This window comes from Streptomyces sp. NPDC034049 (assembly GCF_055575575.1).
This window is the reverse complement of the sequence record NZ_JBVISJ010000004.1, coordinates 369,322-389,517: the sequence shown is the minus strand read 5'-3', so window position 1 is coordinate 389,517 and position 20,196 is coordinate 369,322. Positions and strand designations below refer to the sequence as shown.

General features: G+C 71.7%; 15 protein-coding genes and 1 tRNA gene. 4 read left to right on the top strand and 12 right to left on the bottom strand.

Features of this window, described 5'->3' with window-relative positions:
• Window positions 1-291: 291 nt before the first annotated feature.
• The 4 genes from ACZ52C_RS14915 to sucC all read right to left on the bottom strand — a co-directional run bounded on the left by ACZ52C_RS14915 (window position 292) and on the right by sucC (window position 4,238).
• Window positions 292-379 (bottom strand) — tRNA-Leu (locus ACZ52C_RS14915).
• Between the two features lie 175 nt (window positions 380-554).
• Window positions 555-2,123 (bottom strand): aldehyde dehydrogenase family protein, encoded by a 1,569-nt coding sequence (locus ACZ52C_RS14910; RefSeq protein ID WP_469075103.1) that lies wholly within the window; start codon window positions 2,121-2,123, stop codon window positions 555-557.
• 89 nt (window positions 2,124-2,212) lie between these two features.
• Window positions 2,213-3,097 (bottom strand): succinate--CoA ligase subunit alpha, encoded by an 885-nt coding sequence (gene sucD, locus ACZ52C_RS14905; RefSeq protein ID WP_469075102.1) that lies wholly within the window; start codon window positions 3,095-3,097, stop codon window positions 2,213-2,215.
• A gap of 10 nt (window positions 3,098-3,107) precedes the next feature.
• The gene (sucC, locus tag ACZ52C_RS14900) at window positions 3,108-4,238 is read right to left on the bottom strand and encodes an ADP-forming succinate--CoA ligase subunit beta (protein WP_469075101.1); all 1,131 of its coding nucleotides are present in this window, start codon (window positions 4,236-4,238) and stop codon (window positions 3,108-3,110) included.
• Window positions 4,239-4,381: 143 nt separating this feature from the next.
• On the opposite strand from sucC, the gene ACZ52C_RS14895 reads away from it, so the two are divergent.
• The 4 genes from ACZ52C_RS14895 (at window position 4,382) to ACZ52C_RS14880 (ending at window position 11,054) form a co-directional block, all read left to right on the top strand.
• Entirely contained in the window at window positions 4,382-6,067 is a 1,686-nt protein-coding gene (locus tag ACZ52C_RS14895) for a thiamine pyrophosphate-binding protein (RefSeq protein ID WP_469075100.1), read from the top strand.
• Between the two features lie 12 nt (window positions 6,068-6,079).
• Window positions 6,080-7,309, top strand: coding sequence for a formyl-CoA transferase (gene frc, locus ACZ52C_RS14890; RefSeq protein WP_469075099.1), 1,230 nt, complete (start codon window positions 6,080-6,082; stop codon window positions 7,307-7,309).
• Window positions 7,310-7,312: 3 nt separating this feature from the next.
• Window positions 7,313-9,445 (top strand): acetate--CoA ligase family protein, encoded by a 2,133-nt coding sequence (locus ACZ52C_RS14885; protein ID WP_469075098.1) that lies wholly within the window; start codon window positions 7,313-7,315, stop codon window positions 9,443-9,445.
• Window positions 9,446-9,665: 220 nt separating this feature from the next.
• The gene (locus ACZ52C_RS14880) at window positions 9,666-11,054 is read left to right on the top strand and encodes an OFA family MFS transporter (protein WP_469075097.1); all 1,389 of its coding nucleotides are present in this window, start codon (window positions 9,666-9,668) and stop codon (window positions 11,052-11,054) included.
• Between the two features lie 95 nt (window positions 11,055-11,149).
• Here the strand turns inward: ACZ52C_RS14880 and ACZ52C_RS14875 are convergent, their stop codons facing one another.
• From ACZ52C_RS14875 to ACZ52C_RS14840, 8 genes are all read right to left on the bottom strand, one after another.
• On the bottom strand, window positions 11,150-12,205 hold the full coding sequence (locus ACZ52C_RS14875; RefSeq protein WP_469075096.1) for a sugar phosphate isomerase/epimerase family protein: 1,056 nt from the start codon (window positions 12,203-12,205) through the stop codon (window positions 11,150-11,152).
• 87 nt (window positions 12,206-12,292) lie between these two features.
• Entirely contained in the window at window positions 12,293-13,687 is a 1,395-nt protein-coding gene (locus tag ACZ52C_RS14870; RefSeq protein ID WP_469075095.1) for a nucleotide pyrophosphatase/phosphodiesterase family protein, read from the bottom strand.
• 16 nt (window positions 13,688-13,703) lie between these two features.
• Window positions 13,704-14,873: a metabolite traffic protein EboE gene (gene eboE, locus ACZ52C_RS14865; protein WP_469075094.1), complete on the bottom strand. Its 1,170-nt coding sequence runs from the start codon at window positions 14,871-14,873 to the stop codon at window positions 13,704-13,706.
• Window positions 14,874-14,876: 3 nt separating this feature from the next.
• Complete coding sequence (locus ACZ52C_RS14860) at window positions 14,877-15,725, bottom strand: TatD family hydrolase (RefSeq protein ID WP_469075093.1); 849 nt, start codon at window positions 15,723-15,725, stop codon at window positions 14,877-14,879.
• Window positions 15,725-16,447: an EboA domain-containing protein gene (locus tag ACZ52C_RS14855; protein WP_469075092.1), complete on the bottom strand. Its 723-nt coding sequence runs from the start codon at window positions 16,445-16,447 to the stop codon at window positions 15,725-15,727. Before ACZ52C_RS14855 ends, ACZ52C_RS14860 begins: the two co-directional genes overlap by 1 nt.
• Window positions 16,444-17,352 (bottom strand): sugar phosphate isomerase/epimerase family protein, encoded by a 909-nt coding sequence (locus tag ACZ52C_RS14850; RefSeq protein WP_469075091.1) that lies wholly within the window; start codon window positions 17,350-17,352, stop codon window positions 16,444-16,446. The genes ACZ52C_RS14855 and ACZ52C_RS14850 overlap by 4 nt, the downstream gene beginning before the upstream one ends.
• Window positions 17,349-18,617 carry an inositol-3-phosphate synthase gene (locus tag ACZ52C_RS14845; protein WP_469075090.1) on the bottom strand — a complete coding sequence of 423 codons (1,269 nt, stop codon included), beginning with the start codon at window positions 18,615-18,617 and terminating at the stop codon, window positions 17,349-17,351. Before ACZ52C_RS14845 ends, ACZ52C_RS14850 begins: the two co-directional genes overlap by 4 nt.
• Window positions 18,618-18,741: 124 nt before the next feature.
• Window positions 18,742-20,193 carry a ThuA domain-containing protein gene (locus ACZ52C_RS14840; protein WP_469075089.1) on the bottom strand — a complete coding sequence of 484 codons (1,452 nt, stop codon included), beginning with the start codon at window positions 20,191-20,193 and terminating at the stop codon, window positions 18,742-18,744.
• Window positions 20,194-20,196: the final 3 nt, after the last annotated feature.

Below are 20,196 nucleotides of genomic sequence, written 5' to 3'. Positions count from 1 at the left end.
CCCGCTTCTGGATCATTGACGACCAGGTGCAGGGCGCAGACCTCACTCAAGGCTTCGCCCACCTCCTCGCCCCTGATCTTGCGCAGCTGACAGAGGCGCAGGGCGGCGAAGGCACGAAGATCGAAAACCGTTCCCGCCCCGGTAAGGGTCGGGGGCGGTCCACCGGCGCGCAACGCGCCAATCTGGAGCTGGTGCGGCCCAAGGACGCCATAGAACGCCCGAACGGCCCACTTCCCGCCGATACGACGAACCCCGGACCCAACCGGGACCGGGGTTCAAACGTGACCGCTTTGGTGTCCGAGGGGGGACTTGAACCCCCACGCCCGATAAAGGGCACTAGCACCTCAAGCTAGCGCGTCTGCCATTCCGCCACCCGGACCAGGTGTCTGTCGCCCGGCCGGGGGTGTTCCCCGCGGCGACATGGACAACAATACCAAGGTTTCAGGGTGCCTTTCACCTGCATATCCGGGCCCTGGGCGGGGTCGTGCGGGCCCCGGCGAGCGGGGCCCGCACGACCTCACCTCGGGTGATCGGACCGTCACGATCCGGCCGGGTCAGGCGGCGGAGGGCATGAGGTGGTACTCGGGGAAGTTGCCCGGCAGCCGCTCCCCCGCCGGGCCGTGGGTGACGGCCTTGACGAGCAGGTCGCCGCCGACGAAGGCGCCCCGCCAGGAGGCACCGAAGCCGCCGAACAGCTCGTCGCGGTCGCCGCGCGAGCGGGGCCTGCCGTGGCCGACCTTGAACGCCCGGATCTGGGGTGCGAGCCGCTCGTACGTCGCCCGGTCGTCGGTGGAGAGGGTGGCGACGAGCGCGCCGTTCGAGGCGTTCATGGCGGCGAGCAGCTCGGCCTCGGTGTCGACCAGGACGATCGTGTCGACCGGGCCGAAGGGTTCCGCGTGGTGGAGCGGCGAGGACGGCGGCGGGTCGAGGAGGGTGACGGGCTGGACGTACGCGGCGGTGTCCTGGCCGGGCAGGAAGCGCGCGTCGGCGAGCCGGCCCCGGTGCAGCGGGACGGCGCCCCGGTCGACGGCCTCGGCGACCTGGTCGGTGAGTTCCTTGGCCTTGGCCGCGTTGATGACGGGACCGAAGTCCAGCGTCGGGCAGGGGTCGTCCGGGTGCTCCACGGCCAGCGGGTGGCCGACCCGGAGGGTGCGGACCGCCGGGAGGTACGCCGCGAGGAACTCGTCGAACAGCTCGCGCTGGACGACGAAGCGCGGATAGGCCGTGCAGCGCTGTTTGCCGTAGTCGAAGAGTTTCGGGATGACAGCGGTGAGGGTGTCCCAGTCGGTGTGGTTCCAGATGCCCCAGGTGTTCAGGCCCTCCTGCTCCAGGACGTGGCGTTTGCCGAGGTCGGCGACGGCGGTGGCCACGGCGGCACCGGTGTCGCGGCCGCCGACGAAGGAGACACAGCCGATCTCGGGGGCGCGGACCAGCGCCTCGGACAGCTCGCGTCCGCTGCCGCTGACGAGGGTGACGGGGATGCCCTCACGGGCGGCGAGCGCGGCGGCGAGGGTGAGGCAGGCGACGCCGCCGTCGGTCGGGGTCTTGGCGATGACGGCGTTGCCCGCCAGCGCCTGGACCAGCATCGCGTGGACGAGCACGCTCATCGGGTAGTTCCAGCTGGCGATGTTGGACACCGGGCCGTCGAGGGGGACGCGCCCTTCGACCATGGGTTCGATGCCGTCGACGTACCAGCGGACGCCGTCGATGGCCCGGTCCACGTCGGCCTGCGCGAGCCGCCAGGGCTTGCCGATCTCCCAGACGAGGAGCAGGGCGAGCAGTTCGCGGTGCCGGGTGAGGGCGTCGAGGGTGGCGGCGACCCGGGCGCGGCGTTCGGCGAGGGGGACGTGGCGCCAGGCGCGGTGCTGGTCGAGGGAGGCCCGGACGGCGTGGTGCGCGGTGGCGCCGTCCAGGCGGGGCGGGCCCGCGACGGGGCTGCCGTCCACGGGGCTGGTGGCGGGCAGGGTCCGGCCGTCGGCGTGCCAGGAGCCGTTCCAGAGGTTGAGGACCCGGTCGTCCCGGAAGGCCTCCGGGGCGACGGCGAGACAGCGCCGCCAGGCGTCGGTCCAGGCGGTGCCGGACTTCAGGGTGAGGGTGGCGGGGGTGAGGGTGGGTGGTGCCATGGGTGTCTCCGCTCTCGGTGCACAGTCGGGGGCGGGAGGTGCGCCGGCCCCGTGCGGGGCCGGGCGGGCAGGGTGTGGTGCGGGGGAGGTCAGGCCTCGGTCTCCAGGGCGGCGAGCACCAGCCGGGCCGTCTCGGTGGGAGTGCCGCCGACCCGCACGCCGACCGCCTCCAGGGCCTCCTTCTTCGCCTGTGCCGTGCCGGAGGAGCCGGAGACGATCGCGCCGGCGTGGCCCATGGTCTTGCCCTCGGGCGCGGTGAATCCGGCGATGTAGCCGACGACGGGCTTGGTGACGTGGTCGCGGATGTACGCGGCGGCGCGTTCCTCGGCGTCTCCGCCGATCTCGCCGATGAGGACGATCAGTTCGGTGTCGGGGTCGTCCTGGAAGGCGGCGAGGCAGTCGATGTGGGTGGTGCCGACGACGGGGTCGCCGCCGATGCCGACACAGGTGGAGAAGCCGATGTCGCGGAGTTCGTACATGAGTTGGTAGGTGAGCGTGCCGGACTTGGAGACCAGGCCGAGGCGTCCCGGCTTGGCGATGTCGGCGGGGATGATGCCGGCGTCGGACTGGCCCGGGGTGATCAGTCCGGGGCAGTTGGGGCCGACGATCCGGGTGCCCCTGGCCCGCGCGTACGCGGTGAAGGCGACGGAGTCGTGGACGGGGATGCCCTCGGTGATGACGACGGCGAGGCCGATGCCGGCGTCGGCGGCCTCGACGACGGCCGCCTTGGCGAAGGCGGGCGGGACGAAGACGACGGTGACGTCGGCGCCGGTGACCTCGATGCCCTCGGCGACCGAGCCGAAGACGGGGACGGCACGCTCGTCGAAGTCGACGGTGCGCCCGGCCTTGCGGGGGTTGACGCCGCCGACGACGTTCGTGCCGGCCGCGAGCATGCGGCGGGTGTGCTTCATGCCCTCGCCGCCGGTCATGCCCTGGACGAGGACCTTGCTCTCCTCGGTGAGGTAGATGGCCATGTCCGGCTCCTCAGTTCGCGTGGGCGAGGTCGGCGGCGCGGCGCGCGGCGCCGTCCATGGTGGTGGCCTGGTGGACGAGCGGATGGTCGCGGCCGTCGAGGATCGCCCGGCCGCGTACGGCGCTGTTGCCGTCGAGCCGGACGACGAGCGGTTTGGTCAACTGGACGCTGTCCAGGGCCTGGACAATGCCGTCGGCGACCGCGTCGCAGGCGGTGATCCCGCCGAAGACGTTGACGAGGACGGACTTCACGTCCGGGTCGGAGAGGACGACGGAGAGGCCGTCGGCCATGATCCGGGCGGAGGCGCCGCCGCCGATGTCGAGGAAGTTGGCGGGGCGCGCGCCGCAGCCCGCGACCACGTCGAGGGTGGACATGACGAGTCCGGCGCCGTTGCCGATGACACCGACCTCCCCGTCCAGTTTCACGTAGTTGAGGCCCCTGGCGGCGGCCGCCGCCTCCAGCGGGTCCTCGTGCGCGAAGCCCTCGTCGCCCAGGCGGGTCTGCCGGAAGCTCGCGTTGTCGTCGAGGGTGACCTTGCCGTCGAGGGCGAGGATGCGGCCCTGTTCGGTGCGGACGAGGGGGTTGACCTCGACGAGGAGGGCGTCCTCGCGGGTCAGCACCTCCCAGAGCCGCATCAGGACGTCGACGGTCTGCTGCGGCAGACCGGCCGCTTCGGCGATCTCGGACGCCTTCGCGGAGGTGACGCCCTCGGCGGGGTCGATCGGGATCCGGGCCACGGCTTCCGGCCTGGTCGCCGCCACCTCCTCGATGTCCATGCCGCCCTCGGCCGAGGCGATCGCGAGGAAGCGGCCGACGGCACGGTCGAGGACGTAGGAGACGTAGAACTCGCTCTCGATCGCGACGGGTTCGGCGATCATCACCGTGCGGACGGTGTGGCCCTTGATGTCCATGCCGAGGATCTGCCGTGCGGTCAGTTCGGTGGCGGCGGGGTCGGCGGCGAGCTTGACCCCGCCCGCCTTGCCGCGCCCGCCGGTCTTCACCTGGGCCTTGACGACGGCGCGTCCGCCGAGTCGGCGGGCGATGTCGCGCGCCTCCTCGGGCGAGTCGGTGACCTCCGCCCTCGGCACCGAGATGCCGTGTCGCTCGAAGAGTTCCCTTGCCTGGTGTTCGAACAGGTCCATTCCGGCTCCTGACTCAAAAGTGCCGCACGCCCCCTGGACACCACCCACCGGATGCGGGATAACAAGCTTCATACAGTATTCGTCGACTGTATGCAATCAACCGCGAGAGCGTTCCAACCCCTACGAAGGGACAGGACTTCGCCATGCCCGACGGCAACAGCCAGGACCTCATCTCCGGTGGTCACCTCGTCGCCAAGGCACTCAAGGCCGAGGGTGTGGAGGTCATCTACACCCTGTGCGGCGGCCACATCATCGACATCTACGACGGCTGCGTCGACGAGGGCATCGAGGTCGTCGACGTCCGCCACGAGCAGGTCGCCGCACACGCCGCCGACGGTTACGCCCGGATCACCGGCAAGCCCGGCTGCGCGGTCGTCACCGCCGGCCCCGGTACGACCGACGCCGTGACCGGCGTCGCCAACGCCTTCCGCGCGGAGTCCCCGATGCTGCTGATCGGCGGTCAGGGCGCGCACACCCAGCACAAGATGGGGTCCCTCCAGGACCTGCCGCACGTCGACATGATGACGCCCATCACCAAGTTCGCGGCGACCGTGCCGGACACGGCCCGCGCCGCCGACATGGTGTCGATGGCGTTCCGCGAGTGCTACCACGGCGCCCCGGGCCCCTCCTTCCTGGAGATCCCGCGCGACGTCCTCGACGCCAAGGTGCCCGTGGAGAAGGCGCGCGTACCGAAGGCGGGCGCCTACCGTGCCTCCACCCGCTCCGCCGGCGACCCCGAGGCGATCGAGAAGCTCGCCGACCTGCTGGTGCACGCCGAGAGGCCCGCGATCCTGCTGGGCAGCCAGGTGTGGACCACACGCGGCACCGAGTCCGCGATCGAGCTGGTGCGCACCCTCAACATCCCGGCCTACATGAACGGCGCAGGCCGTGGCACCCTGCCACCGGGCGACCCGCACCACTTCCAGCTCTCCCGCCGGTACGCCTTCTCAGGCGCCGACGTCATCGTCATCGTCGGTACGCCCTTCGACTTCCGCATGGGCTACGGCAAGCGACTGTCGCAGGACGCGACCGTCGTGCAGATCGACCTCGACTACCGCACCGTCGGCAAGAACCGCGACATCGACCTCGGGATCGTCGGCGACGCGGGTCTGGTGCTGAAGTCGGTGACCGAGGCGGCGTCCGGGCGCATCAACGGGGGCGCGTCGAAGCGCAAGGAGTGGCTCGACGAACTGCGGGCCGCCGAGCAGACCGCCATCGAGAAGCGGCTGCCCAGCCTGAGGTCCGACGCCTCGCCCATCCACCCCTACCGCCTGGTCAGCGAGATCAACGACTTCCTCACCGAGGACTCCGTCTACATCGGCGACGGCGGCGACATCGTCACCTTCTCCGGTCAGGTCGTGCAGCCCAAGTCACCCGGGCACTGGATGGACCCGGGCCCCCTCGGCACGCTCGGTGTCGGCGTCCCCTTCGTGCTCGCCGCCAAGAAGGCGCGGCCCGACAAGGAGGTGGTGGCCCTCTTCGGCGACGGCGCCTTCTCCCTCACCGGCTGGGACTTCGAGACCCTCGTCCGCTACGACCTCCCCTTCGTCGGCATCATCGGCAACAACTCCTCCATGAACCAGATCCGTTACGGCCAGAAGGCCAAGTACGGCGAGGAACGCGAGCGGATCGGCAACACCCTCGGCGACGTGCACTACGACAAGTTCGCCCAGATGCTCGGCGGTTACGGCGAGGAGGTCCGCGACCCCGCCGACATCGGCCCCGCGCTCCGGCGCGCCCGGGAGTCCGGCAAGCCGTCGCTCATCAACGTCTGGGTCGACCCGGACGCGTACGCCCCCGGAACCATGAACCAGACGATGTACAAGTGAGGTGACCTCGGCATGACCAAGGCTCTCGAAGGCATCCGCGTCCTCGACATGACGCACGTCCAGTCCGGCCCGTCCGCCACCCAACTGCTCGCCTGGCTCGGCGCGGACGTGGTGAAACTGGAGGCGCCGACCGGGGACATCACGCGCAAACAGCTGCGCGACCTCCCGGACGTCGACTCCCTCTACTTCACGATGCTCAACTGCAACAAGCGCAGCATCACCCTCAACACCAAGACCGAGCGCGGCAAGGAGATCCTCACCGAGCTGATCCGGCGCTCCGACGTCATGGTCGAGAACTTCGGCCCGGGCGCGGTCGACCGCATGGGTTTCACCTGGGACCGCATCCAGGAGATCAATCCGCGGATCGTCTATGCCTCCATCAAGGGGTTCGGGGACGGTCCGTACACCAACTTCAAGGCGTACGAGGTCGTGGCCCAGGCCATGGGCGGGTCCATGGCGACCACCGGCTTCGAGGACGGACCGCCGCTGGCGACGGGGGCCCAGATCGGGGACTCGGGCACGGGCATCCACGCCGTGGCGGGGATCCTCGCGGCGCTCTACCAGCGGGAGAGCACCGGGCGCGGCCAGCGGGTCAACGTGGCCATGCAGCACGCCGTCCTCAACCTCTGCCGGGTGAAGCTGAGGGACCAGCAGCGGCTGGCCCATGGCCCGCTCCGTGAATATCCCAACGAGGACTTCGGCGACGAGGTTCCCAGGTCCGGGAACGCCTCCGGCGGCGGTCAGCCCGGCTGGGCCGTGAAGTGCGCTCCGGGCGGCCCGAACGACTACGTGTACGTCATCGTGCAGCCCGTCGGCTGGCGGCCGATGAGCGAGCTGATCGGCCGGCCCGAACTCGCGGACGACCCCGAGTGGGCGACCCCGGAGGCCCGCCTGCCCAAGCTCAACAAGATGTTCCAGCTGATCGAGGAGTGGTCGTCCACCCTGCCCAAGTGGGAGGTGCTGGAGCGGCTCAACGCCCACAACATCCCGTGCGGGCCGATCCTCTCCACCAAGGAGATCATCGAGGACGAGTCGCTGGTCTCCAACGAGATGGTCGTCACCGTCCCGCACCCCGAGCGCGGCGACTTCGTGACCGTCGGCAGCCCGCTGAAGCTGTCCGACTCCCCCGTCGACGTGACCAGTTCCCCCTTGCTCGGCGAGCACAACGAAGAGGTCTACGTCGGCGAGCTGGGCCTCGGCGACGAGGAACTGCGCCTGCTCAAGTCGAACGGAGTGATCTGATTGATGGCCGAAGACCGGGGCTCACGGGTGCGTGGACTCCTCGACGCCGTACGGGCCGAGGGCCGGAGCGCGCTGACCGCCCCCGAGGGCAAGGTGATCGCCGACGCCTACGGGATCGCCGTACCCGGCGAGGAACTGGCGCGGGACGTCGACGAGGCGGTGTCGTACGCGGCGCGCTTCGGCGGGCCGGTGGTGATGAAGATCGTGTCGCCGGAGATCCTGCACAAGACCGACGCGGGCGGTGTGATCGTCGGAGTGGAGGGCGCGGCCGATGTCCGGGCCGCGTTCCACACCATCGTCGACAACGCGCGCGCGTACGCGCCGGACGCCCGTATCGAGGGCGTCCAGGTGCAGGAGCTGCTGCCGAAGGGGCAGGAGGTCATCGTCGGCGCGGTGACCGACCCGACGTTCGGGAAGGTCGTCGCGTTCGGGCTCGGCGGGGTGCTGGTGGAGGTCCTCAAGGACGTCACCTTCCGGCTCGCGCCGGTCGACGCGGACGAGGCGCTCTCCATGCTGGACTCGATCCGCGCGGCGGAGGTCCTGCGCGGGGTGCGCGGGGCGGCGGCCGTGGACCGGTGGGCGATCGCCGAGCAGATCCGCCGGGTCTCCCAACTGGTCGCGGACTTCCCCGAGATCGCCGAGGTGGACCTCAACCCGGTGATCGCGACACCGCAGGGCGCGGTCGCGGCGGACATCCGGGTGATCCTCGCGGAGTCGGTGCCGAAGCCGAGGCGCAGGTACACGCGCGAGGAGATCCTCACGTCGATGCGCCGGCTGATGCAGCCCGCGTCGGTCGCCGTGGTCGGGGCCTCCAACGAGCAGGGCAAGATCGGCAACTCGGTGATGCGCAACCTCGTCGACGGAGGGTTCGCCGGCGAGATCCATCCGGTGAACCCCAGGGCCGATGACATTCTGGGCCGCAAGGCGTACAAGAGTGTCACGGACGTTCCCGGTGAGGTGGATGTGGCGGTCTTCGCGATCCCCGCCAAGTTCGTGGCCGCGGCGCTGGAGGAGGTGGGTCGCAAGGGCATCCCCAACGCCGTACTGATCCCCTCCGGCTTCGCCGAGACCGGTGAGCACGAACTCCAGGACGAGATCGTGGCGATCGCCGAGCGGCACGGCATCCGGCTGCTCGGGCCGAACATCTACGGCTACTACTCGACCTGGCAGGACCTCTGCGCCACGTTCTGCACGCCGTACGACGTCAAGGGCGGGGTGGCGCTCACCTCGCAGTCCGGCGGGATCGGGATGGCCATCCTGGGCTTCGCGCGCACCACGAAGACGGGTGTGTCGGCGATCGTCGGGCTCGGCAACAAGTCGGACCTGGACGAGGACGACCTGCTGACCTGGTTCGGCGAGGACCCGCACACCGAGTGCATCGCCATGCACCTGGAGGACCTGAAGGACGGGCGGGCCTTCGTGGAGGCCGCGCGGGCGACCGTCCCGAAGAAGCCGGTGGTGGTCCTGAAGGCGGGCCGCACGGCGGCCGGGGCGAAGGCGGCCGGCTCGCACACGGGCGCGCTCGCGGGCGACGACGCCGTGTACGAGGACATTCTGAAGCAGGCCGGTGTCATCCGGGCGCCGGGGCTGAACGAGATGCTGGAGTACGCGCGCGCGTTGCCGGTGCTGCCGGCTCCGCAGGGCGACAACGTCGTGATCATCACCGGCGCCGGCGGCAGCGGTGTCCTGCTGTCGGACGCGGTGACGGACAACGGGCTGCACCTGATGGAGATCCCGCCGGACCTGGACGCGTCGTTCCGCGCCTTCATCCCGCCGTTCGGGGCGGCCGGCAACCCGGTCGACATCACCGGCGGCGAGCCTCCGTCGACGTACGAGGCGACGATCCGGCTGGGTCTGGAGGACCCGCGCATCCACGCGCTCGTCCTCGGCTACTGGCACACCATCGTCACTCCCCCGATGGTCTTCGCCGAGCTCACCGCGCGGGTGGTGGCCGAGTTCCGGGAACGGGGCGTCGAGAAGCCGGTGGTGGCCTCCCTCGCGGGCGACGTCGAGGTGGAGGAGGCCTGCCAGTACCTCTTCGAGCGGGGAGTCGTGGCGTACCCGTACACGACCGAGAAGCCGGTGGCCGCCCTCGGCGCGAAGTACAGGTGGGCACGGGCGGCGGGGGTCCTGTGACGGGGCGGCGCGCCCCGGGTCGGCCGGGGGTCCGGGGGTCGTCCCCCGGGCGTCACGCAGCCCGGTGGGCACGGGCGGGGCTGTTGGGGGGCGGTCGATGAGCTGAGCGACGGCTCGAACCACGGGGTCCGCGGACGACCGCTCACCGCGGGCCCCGGCGCAGAGAAGCACGGACAGGGGGCGCTGGCCAGACTTCTTCCACGCGGAGGGTTCGATCGACATGGCGACAACTGACATCTCCACACCCGTCCCCTACCGGGAGGTGACGGACGCAGGCGGCCGGATGTACCGGATCGGCGAGTCCGACCTGGACATCATGGGGCGCAAACGCAAGTGGATGGTCATCCTGCCGTGGGTGGGCATGATGGGCATCAGCTCGGCGGAGTACGCGTTCGCGTCCGCCGAGGAGACCCTGCACACGGCGCACAGCTGGAGCAACCAGCACATCTTCTGGATGCTGGGCGTCTGGGTGTTCTTCCAGGCCGCGGTGGCCTTCCCGGCGGGGAAGCTGCGCGAGAGCGGCAAACTGCCCGCCCGCTGGGCGATGATGCTGGGCGCCGTCGGCACTCTGCTCGGGTACATGTCCCTGGCGTTCGCACCGCACGTCGTCGTGGCGTACATCGGGTTCGGCATGTTCAGCGGCATGGGCGCCGGCATGGTCTACGCGACCTGCGTGAACATGGTCGGCAAGTGGTACCCGGAGCGCAAGGGCGGCAAGACCGGCTTCGTCAACGGCGGTTTCGCCTACGGTTCGGTGCCCTTCGTGTTCATCTTCACCGGGTACATGGACCTGACGAACTTCCGCTGGGTGCTCGTCTCGGTCGGTGTGTTCCTCGCGGCGGTCGTCGCCGTGGCGGGCTGGTTCTTCCAGGACCCGCCGAAGAACTGGTGGCCGGCCGAGGTCGACCCGCTGCGCAAGCCGGACGACCCACGCGCCCGGCGTGCGCTGGAGAAGAACCCGCCGGCCGTGAAGCAGTTCACGCCGAGCGAGGCCTGGCGCACGGGCCGGGTGGCGCTGATGTGGTTCTGTCTGCTGTGCACCTCGGGTGTGAACATCTTCGGCATCGCCTTCCAGGTGCCGTTCGGCAACGAGGCGGGCTTCGCGGGCGGGATCGTGGCCACCGCCATGTCCCTGAAGGCGGTCGTCAACGGCACGGGGCGCGGTGTCATCGGCTGGCTCTCCGACCGCTACGGCCGCAAGCAGTGCCTGATCTTCGTCTGCATCGTGCTGGGCCTGTCCCAGTACGGCATCCTGTGGTCCGGCAACATCGGCAACCTGCCGCTCTTCCTGGTGTTCTCCAGCATCTCCGGCTTCGGCGGCGGCGCCATCTTCCCGATGTTCGCGGCGATGACCGCGGACTACTTCGGCGAGAACAACAACGCCTCCAACTACGGCCTGGTGTACAGCTCCAAGCTGGTGTCCGGTCTGCTCGGCTCCGGTATGGGTGCCGTGGTCGTGGGTGCCTGGGACTACGCGGGCGCCTTCGTGCTCGCCGGTTCCATCTCCCTGTTCGCCGGTTGCGTGGCGGTCTTCCTGCACCCGCCGGGGCGGCCCCGGGCCCGACGGATCGCTCCCAACCCCCGTCCGCTCGGTGACGAAGTGGCCTGACAAGTGGCCTGACGCCTCCGCGTACGGCAGCAGGCGGCCGCCCCGTGGTCTCGCACCACGGGGCGGCCGCCTGCTGCCGTCGTCGTCCGGGTGGGTCAGCACTTCTCCCGCAGCGAGTGCAGGTGCTCGCTGGAACGGCGGGCGAAGGTGAAGGACTCGGCGGGGTTGTCGTGCTCGGCCTGCCAGTGGTGGGCCAGCCGGTGGCCCTTCAGCCGGGTGACGGCCGAGATGAACTTCTGGTAGTCGATGTCGCCGTCGCCGACGTCGACCATGCGGTAGCCGAAGGGGTTCGACGGGTCGCTCTCGCCGTCCTTGACGTGGAAGAGCGGGTAGCGGTTGGGGCGGCGCAGGACGTAGTCGAGGGGCTCGAAGGGCGCGGCGGTGCCGTCGGGCCGCTTGGAGAACCGGAACTGGGCCACGTACGCCCAGAAGATGTCCATCTCCAGGAAGACCAGATCGGGGTCGGTCTCCCGGAGCAGCACGTCGTAGAGGCGGACCTTGGGGTCGTCGGTGGCGAAGGAGAACTCCTCGGAGTGGTTGTGCTGGTAGAACTTCATGCCGCGTGCCCTGGCGGCGGCGCCGTAGGTGTTGAACTCGTGGGCGGCCCGCTTCATCGCGTCGACGGTCGTGCCGTAGCGGAAGGGACCGGCGGCGGTGCCGATGTGCTTGAGACCGAGGGCCTGGGCGTCGTCGAGGACCTTGGTGAGGTTCTGCGCGAAGGTGTACGCGTTCGGGTCGCTCGCGTAGTAGCCGACGTGGCTGCCGATCGGGGTCAGGCCGTGGTCGCGGGCCAGGCGCTTGAGCTGGGCGAGGGTGATGGGGCCCGCCGAGCCCTGGGTGTAGCCGGCGAACTCGACCTCGTCGTAGCCGTACTTCTCCAGTTCGGCGAAGACGGGGGCGAAGCCGAGGGTGGAGACCTTGTCGCGCAGGCTGTAGAGCTGGATGCCGAGCCGGCCGGGCGGGAGGACGGGGCGGCCCCGGCCCTTGCCCGCGGCTCCGGTGGCGGTCGCGGCCTCGGCGCCCGCGGCGGCCTGCGCCGGGGCTGCCGCGCCCAGCAGGGCGGCGACCGTGGCGCCGGCGGCCACGCCGAGCATGCCTCGTCTGCTGAGGCGGTGGGTGAGTTCGGGATCCGGCTGGTGGGTGCGGCTCATGCCTGGAACTCCTCTGCGTGGAAGGGCGTTGTCAGTGGTGGGTGCTTCACTTGTGACCAGTCAGGACCCGTGGGTCCTGGGCACCGGTCAGGACAGACCGGCAAGGCGGAGCAGGAGTGCTTTCACATCGGTGGCCGCCACACGGTCACCGACGGCTCGGGGGGTGGAGCAGATGATGAGCGGACCGTCGTCGTCGCTCGCGGGAAGGCGGCCGTGGCTGCCGCGAATAGGCGAGGGGTCCAGCGGCACGACCGCCATGCGGTAGCGCAGGCCGAGTTTCTTGCGGGCCAGTGCCGTGGCCGCCTTGAGTTTCACCAGCGGGTCGAGCGGGTCCATGAACAGCTCGACCGGGTCGTAGCCGGGTTTGCGATGGATCTCGACGGTGCGTGCGAAGTCGGGCGCGCGGGCGTCGTCGAGCCAGTAGTAGTACGTGAACCAGGCGTCCGGCTCCGCGACGGCGACGAACTCGCCGGAGCGCGGGTGGTCGAGGTGGTGGGCCTTCTTGCCCTCGTCGTCGAGGAGTCGGTCGATCCCGGGCAGGTCCGCGAGGGCTTCCCTGGTGGCGTCCAGGTCCTCGGCGCGGCGTACGTACACATGGGCGATCTGGTGGTCGGCGACCGCGAAGGCACGTGAGGCCATCGGGTCGAGGTACTCCATACCGTCCTGGGTGTGCACGTCGAGCAGGCCGGCCCGGCGCAGGGCGCGGTTGATGTCGACGGGGCGGTCCACGCGGGTGATGCCGTACTCGGAGAGCACGACGACGGTACGGCCCTGGGCGCGGGCGTCGTCGAGCAGGGGCGCCACCGTGCGGTCCAGGTCGGCGGCCGCCTTACCTGCGCGCGGGTCGTCGGGGCCGAAGCGCTGCAGGTCGTAGTCGAGGTGGGGGAGGTAGCAGAGCGCCAGGTCGGGGCGGCGGGTGCGCAGGACGTGGCGGGTCGCGTCGACGATCCAGCGGCTGGAGACCAGGTCGGCGCCCGGTCCCCAGAAGTGGAACAGGGGGAACGTGCCTAGTTTCGCGGTGAGTTCGTCGTGCAGGGCCGCGGGCCGGGTGTAGCAGTCGGGTTCCTTGCGGCCGTCGGAGTAGTAGATCGGACGGGGGGTGACGGTGATGTCGGTGTCGGCGCCCATGGCGTACCACCAGCAGATGTTGGCGACGGTGTAGCCGGGGTGGGCGCGGCGGGCGGCGTCCCAGAGTCTGTCGCCGGCGACGAGGCCGTTGTGCTGGCGCCAGAGCAGGACGTCACCGAGTTCGCGGAAGTACCAGCCGTTGCCGACGATGCCGTGTTCGGCGGGGAGCGTGCCGGTGAGGAAGGTGGACTGGGCGGCGCAGGTGACGGCGGGCAGGACGGTGCCGAGCGGGGCCCGGGAGCCGGACTGGCCGAGGGCCTTCAGGCGGGGCATGTGGTCGAGGAGACGGGGGGTGAGGCCGACGACGTCGAGGACGAGCAGGGGGGTGGGCCCGGTGTCGGGGTGCGGGGTCATGACCGCTCCTCGGGGTTCATGGCAGCTCCTTGAGACCGAGGTCCGTCAACAGGTCGCGGGCCAGGGCGAGTTCGGCGGCGATGCCGTCGGCGAGCTGGGCGCGGGTGGTGGGGCGCAGCGCGGGGGGCAGCGCCTGCCAGGTGTAGGTCTCCACCTCCAGGTGGTGGGTGAGGGGGTGGGCGCCGCCGACCAGGTGGGTCAGGGCGGTCCTGAGGACCGGGAGGGTGGAGGTGAGGGGGGCCGCGGGGGCCGCGTGGAGGGGGACGTGGAAGTGGGCGCGCCAGGGTGAGGCGTCGGGCAGCGTGTCGCCCGTGAGGGCCTCGCCGAGGTCGTCGGTGCCGCGCAGGCCGGCGGCGGTGGAGGTGCGGGTCTGGTGCAGGAAGCGGGGCTCGTCGAAGGCGGCGAGGGCCTCGCGGACCTCGGGCAGGTGCGGGTGTTCGGCGTGCAGGGCGGCCGAGAGCTGGGATTTGACGACGGGGACACCGGCCCGGGTGAGCGCGTCCAGGGCGGTGCGGGGATCTTCGAAGGAGGTGGCGAGGTGGCAGGTGTCGACGCAGATGCCGATGCGGTCGTGGCCGATGTCGGTCAGGGGGCCGATGGCGTCGGCGGTGGTCTCGACGGTGCAGCCTGGTTCGGGTTCCAGGCCGACGCGGATGGAGCGGCCGGTCAGCTCGGCCACGGCGTCGAGGCGTTCGGCGAGGGTGCGCAGGGCCGTGCGGGACCGGGCGGCGCGGGTGTCGTCGTGGGCGGTGCGCCAGGCCAGGGGCAGGGTGGAGACGGTGCCCTCGGTGACGTCGTCCGGGAGGAGCCGGGCGAGCACCCGGGCGAGGGAGGTGGTGTGGTCGAGGCGCTCGGGATCGGCCCAGTCCGGCCGGTACACGCGGTACTTGACCTCCTCGGCACCGAAGCCCTGATAGGGGAAGCCGTTGAGGGTGACCACTTCGAGGCCGCGCCGGTCGAGTTCGGTGCGCAGGCCGCGCAGCGCGGACGGGTCGGTCACCAGGGCCGTGGCGGCGTCCCTGGCCAGCCACAGGCCGATGCCGAGGCGGTCGCGGCCGAGGCGGCGGCGTACGGGTTCGCAGTGGTCGCGGAGCTGGGCGAGGACGCCGTCGAGGGTCTCGGCCGGGTGCACGTTGGTGCAGTAGGCGAGGTGGACGGTGGAGCCGTCGGGGTGGCGGAAGCGCACGGGTCACTCACCGCCGCGCAGGATGCTGTTGCCCTCGTGCGTGGGGTCCGTCGCGGTGACGTCGAGGTCGAGTCGGCCGCTGAGTCCGTAGAAGGCGACCGGGTTGCGCCACAGCACCAGGTCGACGTCGTCCTCGTCGAAGCCGGCCGCGAGCAGGGCGTCGGCGACCCGACGGGTCTTGAGGGGGTCGCTTCTGCCCCAGTCGGCGGCGGAGTTGACCAGCACCTTCTCCGGGCCGAACTCCTGGAGGACGGCGACCATGCGCTCCTCGTCCATCTTGGTGTCCGGGTAGACGGAGAAGCCGAGCCAGGCGCCGCTGTCCCTGGCCTCCTCGACGGTGGTCTCGTTGAGGTGGTCGAGCAGCACCCGGTCGACGGGCAGGGCGGAGGCCCGTACGACGTCGAGGGTGCGGCGCAGCCCGGCGAGCTTGTCCCGGTGCGGGGTGTGGACGAGGGCGGGCAGGCCCTGGTCGGCGGCCAGCTGGAGCTGGTGTTCGAGCGCGTGGTCCTCGGCCGGGGTCATGGAGTCGTAGCCGATCTCGCCGACCGCCACGACCCGGTCCTTGAGCAGGTAGCGGGGCAGCAGGTCCAGGACGGGGGCGCACCGCGGGTCGTTGGCCTCCTTGGGGTTGAGGGCGAGGGCGCAGTGGTGGGCGATGCCGTACTGGGCGGCGCGGAAGGGCTCCCAGCCGAGGAGGGAGTCGAAGTAGTCGACGAAGGAGGCGGGCGACGTCCGGGGCTGTCCCAGCCAGAAGGCCGGTTCCACGACCGCGCGGACGCCTGCCTCGTGCATCGCCTCGTAGTCGTCGGTGGTGCGTGACGTCATGTGGATGTGGGGGTCGAACAGGCGCATCAGGACTCCTTGCCGTCGAGGCCGTCGGTGCGGGGCCCGGCGGCCGGTGGGGGCGCGGTCAGGGCCAGGACGCGGTGCAGGTCCTCGGGTACGGGACGGCCCGCGGCGGTGCGTTCCTCGGCGAAGGCGCGGAGCATACGGGCGAGTTCGGTGTCGCCCCGGACGCGGCGGGCGAGGTCGGCGACCTCGGCGAGGGGCACACCGGTGAAGAGGCACTTGAGGACGGCGTGCCGCCAGGGGTGCGGGGCCAGGTGGCGGGCGGCGTACGGGCCGAGGGCGGCGGCGACGAGACGGGTGTCGTTGGTGCGCAGGGCGTCCTCGACGAGGTGCAGCGCCCCCGGGCCCGGCACGAGGTGGGGCAGCGCGTGCAGGACCGCGCGGCGTTCGTCGGCGGTGCCCTGGCGGTAGACCCGGGTGAGCGCGTCGGTGTCGGCGTGGGCCGCGTGCAGGATCAGGACGCGGACGGCGTCGGCGTGTTCGGTGCCGCAGCGCCGGCCCGCCTCGGCGAGGCGCAGCTCCCAGGTGGAGATGGGCCCGTGGCCGCCCGGACGGTCGGCGGCCTCGTCCAGGGCCCGGCCCAGCCAGGCACGGGCCGCGTCGGTGAGGTGGGCGTTCAGGTGACGGCGCAGGTCGGCGGGGGTGGTGTGGGCGGGGCCATGCGGACGGTGGGCCGGAGGGGTGTGGCCGGTCGTCGGCGCGGCCGGGGGGCGGTGGTGGATCACGAGCTGCTCCCGGGAAGGACGGTGCGGCCGGTCGTGCCGTGGCGGAGGGCGAGTGTCCGTTCGAGGAAGGAGAGGGACCGCTCGGCGAAGTGCGGGCCCGCGTGGGAGTGACGGGGCAGTTCGACGACGGTCAGGGCCCGGTAGCCGACGGCGGCGAGCGCTTCGAGGACGGGCGGGAAGTCGATCTCGCCCTCGCCGAGGGGGAGGTGTTCGTGGACACCGCGGCGCATGTCCTCGATCTGCACGTGGCACAGCCAGGGCGCGGCGGCGCGGACGCAGTCGGCCGGAGGGAGGGCTTCGAGGCACTGGCAGTGGCCGATGTCGAGGGTGAGACCGAGGGCGGCGGGGCTGTCGAGGGCCCCGCGCAGGCGGTGGAAGTCGGCGAGCGTGGCGAGGAGGTGACCGGGTTCGGGTTCGACGGCGAGGGGGACACCGGCGGCGGTGGCGGCGTCGAGGACGGGGGCGAGGGCGTCGGGGAGGCGTTTCCAGGCGGTGTCCTCGTCCGTGCCGGGCGGGGTGGTCCCGCTGAAGCAGTGCACGGCGTGGGCGCCGAGGTCGGTGGCGACCCGCACCGCCCGGACCAGCAGGTCGGCCCGGCGGGCGCGGTCGTCGGGGTCGGCGTCGAGCAGCGTGGGACCGTGCTTGCGGCGGGGGTCCAGCACATAGCGGGCCCCGGTCTCCACGGTGACGGACAGCCCGAGGTCGTCCAGCCGCCGCGCGAGCCGCCGGGTGCGGGCAGCGAGGTCGGGGGCCAGCGGGTCGAGATGCATGTGGTCGAGCGTGAGCCCGACCCCGTCGTAGCCGAGGTCGGCGAGCAGGGCGAGCGCGTCGTCGAGCCGGAGGTCGGCGAGCCCGTTGGTGCCGTAGCCGAAGGAGAGCGTCGGGTGGGGCGGCTGTGGGTTCATGCCCGGCCCGCCTCGCCGGGACTCGCCGACGACGGCTCTGGCGCGTCGGCGGCGACATCCCGCCCCCGCCCCCGCCCCCGCCCTGGCCCTCGCCCTGGCCCGTGTCCTCGGCCTCGCAGACGCAGCCGCTCCGCGAAGCCTGTCAGCATCGCGTACTGCTCCCCGAGGGCGGCCGGGCTCTCCCCCACCGGGTCCTTGAAGTAGAAGCCCAGTTCGGACAGGGGGCCGGAGAGGCCCGCTTCGTGGGCGCGGGACAGCAGGCGGGCCAGGTCGAGCACCAGCGGGGCCGCGAGGGCGGAGTCACAGCCCTGCCAGGTGGTCTGGAGGACCATCCGGGTGCCGAGGAAACCGTCGAAGGCGATGTGGTCCCAGGCGGTCTTCCAGTCGCCGAGGGCGGGGACGTCGTCGATGTGGGTCTCGCCCTCGGGGGTCGCCCCGAGGCTGTCGGTGAGGACGCGCTCCTTGCCGGCGTTCTTGGCAGCGGCGGCGGCCGGGTCGGCGAGGGCGGCGCCGTCGCCACCGCCGAGCAGGTTGGTGCCGGACCACGCCCGGACGGCGAGGGCCCGCTGGGCGAACATCGGGCCGAGGACGGACCGGAGCAGCGTCTGGCCGGTCTTGCCGTCGCGACCCGCGTGGGGAAGTCCCGAGGAGGCGGCGAGGGAGCCCAGGGACGGGTGGTGGAGTCCGGTGGAGGGGGTGAAGTTCACGTAGGGGCAGCCGGCGCGCAGGGCCGCCGCCGCGTAGAGGGAGCTGGGCGGCAGGGCCGTGCCGGTGGGGGCGGGTTCCGTGGAGGCGGGTTCCGTGGAGGCGGGTTCCGTGGAGGCGACGTTCACCACCACGGCGCGGGCGAGCCCCCGGCGTCGTACGAAGTCCTGGATGTCGGCGGCGTGGGAGGCGATCAGTTCGTCGGGGGTCCTGGTGTCGCCCGGGAGGGGGCCGCCGGGCCTGATCTCCCGGTCGGCGGCGGCCAGTTCGGCGCCGACGGCCGCCGGGAGGCCGTGCGGCAGGACGCCGCCGGCCGCGAGGGCCTCGGCCCGTTTGGGCAGGGGGCAGTCGACCGTGTCGTGGCCGCCGAAGACGAGGGAGGTGAGGGGCGCGAGGCCGGTGCCCTCGAAGGCGGCGGTCTCGGTGACCATGCCCGTCGGGGCGTGCAGACCCGCCGTGACGGCCGCGCAGCCCGCGACGACGGTGGTGGCGACGGAACCCCGTGCTCCGATCAGCCAGACGCCGACGCTCGGTGGGGTGACGGACACGGACGCGGACATGGGCAGCCTCCTCGTCGGGCCAGGGGTGGGACGGGCCGGGAACCCTCCGTGGGGGGAGAGGGAAGGGGAAGGGAAGAGGGACGAGACGGCAGGCGGAGGTCCGGCGTCCTCCGCCCGCCGTCGCTCAGTCGCCCGGCGGCGGGTCCGCCCGGTCGGCGGCCCGTGCGGGCAGTTCCTTGATCCGGACGTCACGGAAGGACACCCGATCTGCGGATCCGTGGTTCTGGATGCCGAAATGGCCGTCGCGCAGACTCCGTACCGGATCGGTGTTGGTGAAGTCGTTGATCTTCACACCGTTGAGCCAGACGCGGAGGCGCTCGCCCTCCACGCGGATCTCGTACGTGTTCCACTCCCCCGGCGGGTTCAGGGCCCGGTCGCGCTTCCCGAGGTCGGCGGAGCGGAAGCCGTAGACGGACCCGGTGGTGCGCTCGGGTACGTCGGTGGCGTCGATCTGGACCTCGTAGCCGTTGTTCACGGCGGACCAGGGGTCGTCGGAGGGCGGGAAGCCGACGAAGACACCGGAGTTGTCGTCGCCCGAGGGGCCGGACATCCTCCAGTCGAGCTTCAGGGAGTAGGCCCCGAAGCTCTGGTCGGCGTACCAGAGCATGCCCATCCCGCCGGACGACGTGAGCGTGCCGTCGTCGTCCAGGGTGAAGGAGCCCGGGCCCGCCTGCCGCCATGCCGTGAGCGAGTCGGCGGTTCCGTCGAACAGCGACCGGTAGCCGTTCTCCGGGCGGCAGTCGGCCTGGGCGTCACCGATCGCCCACCGGATGCCACCCAGCAGGTGCTGCCGGAAGGCGGTTTCGGCGAAGGACTCCTTGGTGTGGCCGCCGCCGGTGTAGAAGGCGCGCCCGCCCTGGTAGTCCTGGCACCAGGCGATCGGATGGTCGCCGTTCATGGTGCCGCCGCTGTACGACGACTCGTCGAGCGAGGCGAGGACATGGGCCCGCGCGCGAGGGTTGGAGCGGTAGTTGTACCACTCGTCCGTGCGGTTCCAGGTCGCGCCCAGCCCTGCGGTGGCCGGGTGGGCGTGGTCCTCGACGTCGACCGTCGCGGGCTGGATCGCGGGGTGCGACTGGAAGTACGCGCCCGCGAGGCCGCCGTAGAAGGCCCAGTCGTACTCGGTGTCGGCGGCCGCGTGGACGCCGACATAGGCGCCCCCGCGTTTGATGTACCGCTCGAACGCGCCCTGTTGGGCCGCGTTCAGGACGTCGCCGGTCGTGGAGAGGAAGACCACGGCGTCGTAGCCCCCGAGGTTGCGGGTGGTGAAGGCGCCGGCGTCCTCCGTGGCGTCGACCGCGAAGCCGTGGGCGGCGCCCAGTTCCCGGACGGCCGTGATGCCCTCGGGGATCGAGTCGTGGCGGAAGCCGGCGGTCTTGGAGAACACCAGCACCCGGCGCTCGACCCCGTGACCCCCGCCTCCGGGGGCTCCAGGGCCTCCGTAGCCGGCCGCGTCATCCGACACGGCGGGCCCCGACACACAGCCGATCAGCAGGGCGGCGCCACCTGTCGCGGCCCACAGGCGTCCGCGTCCACGTCCACGTCCACGTCCACGTCCTCGTCCGTTCGTCGGCATGAC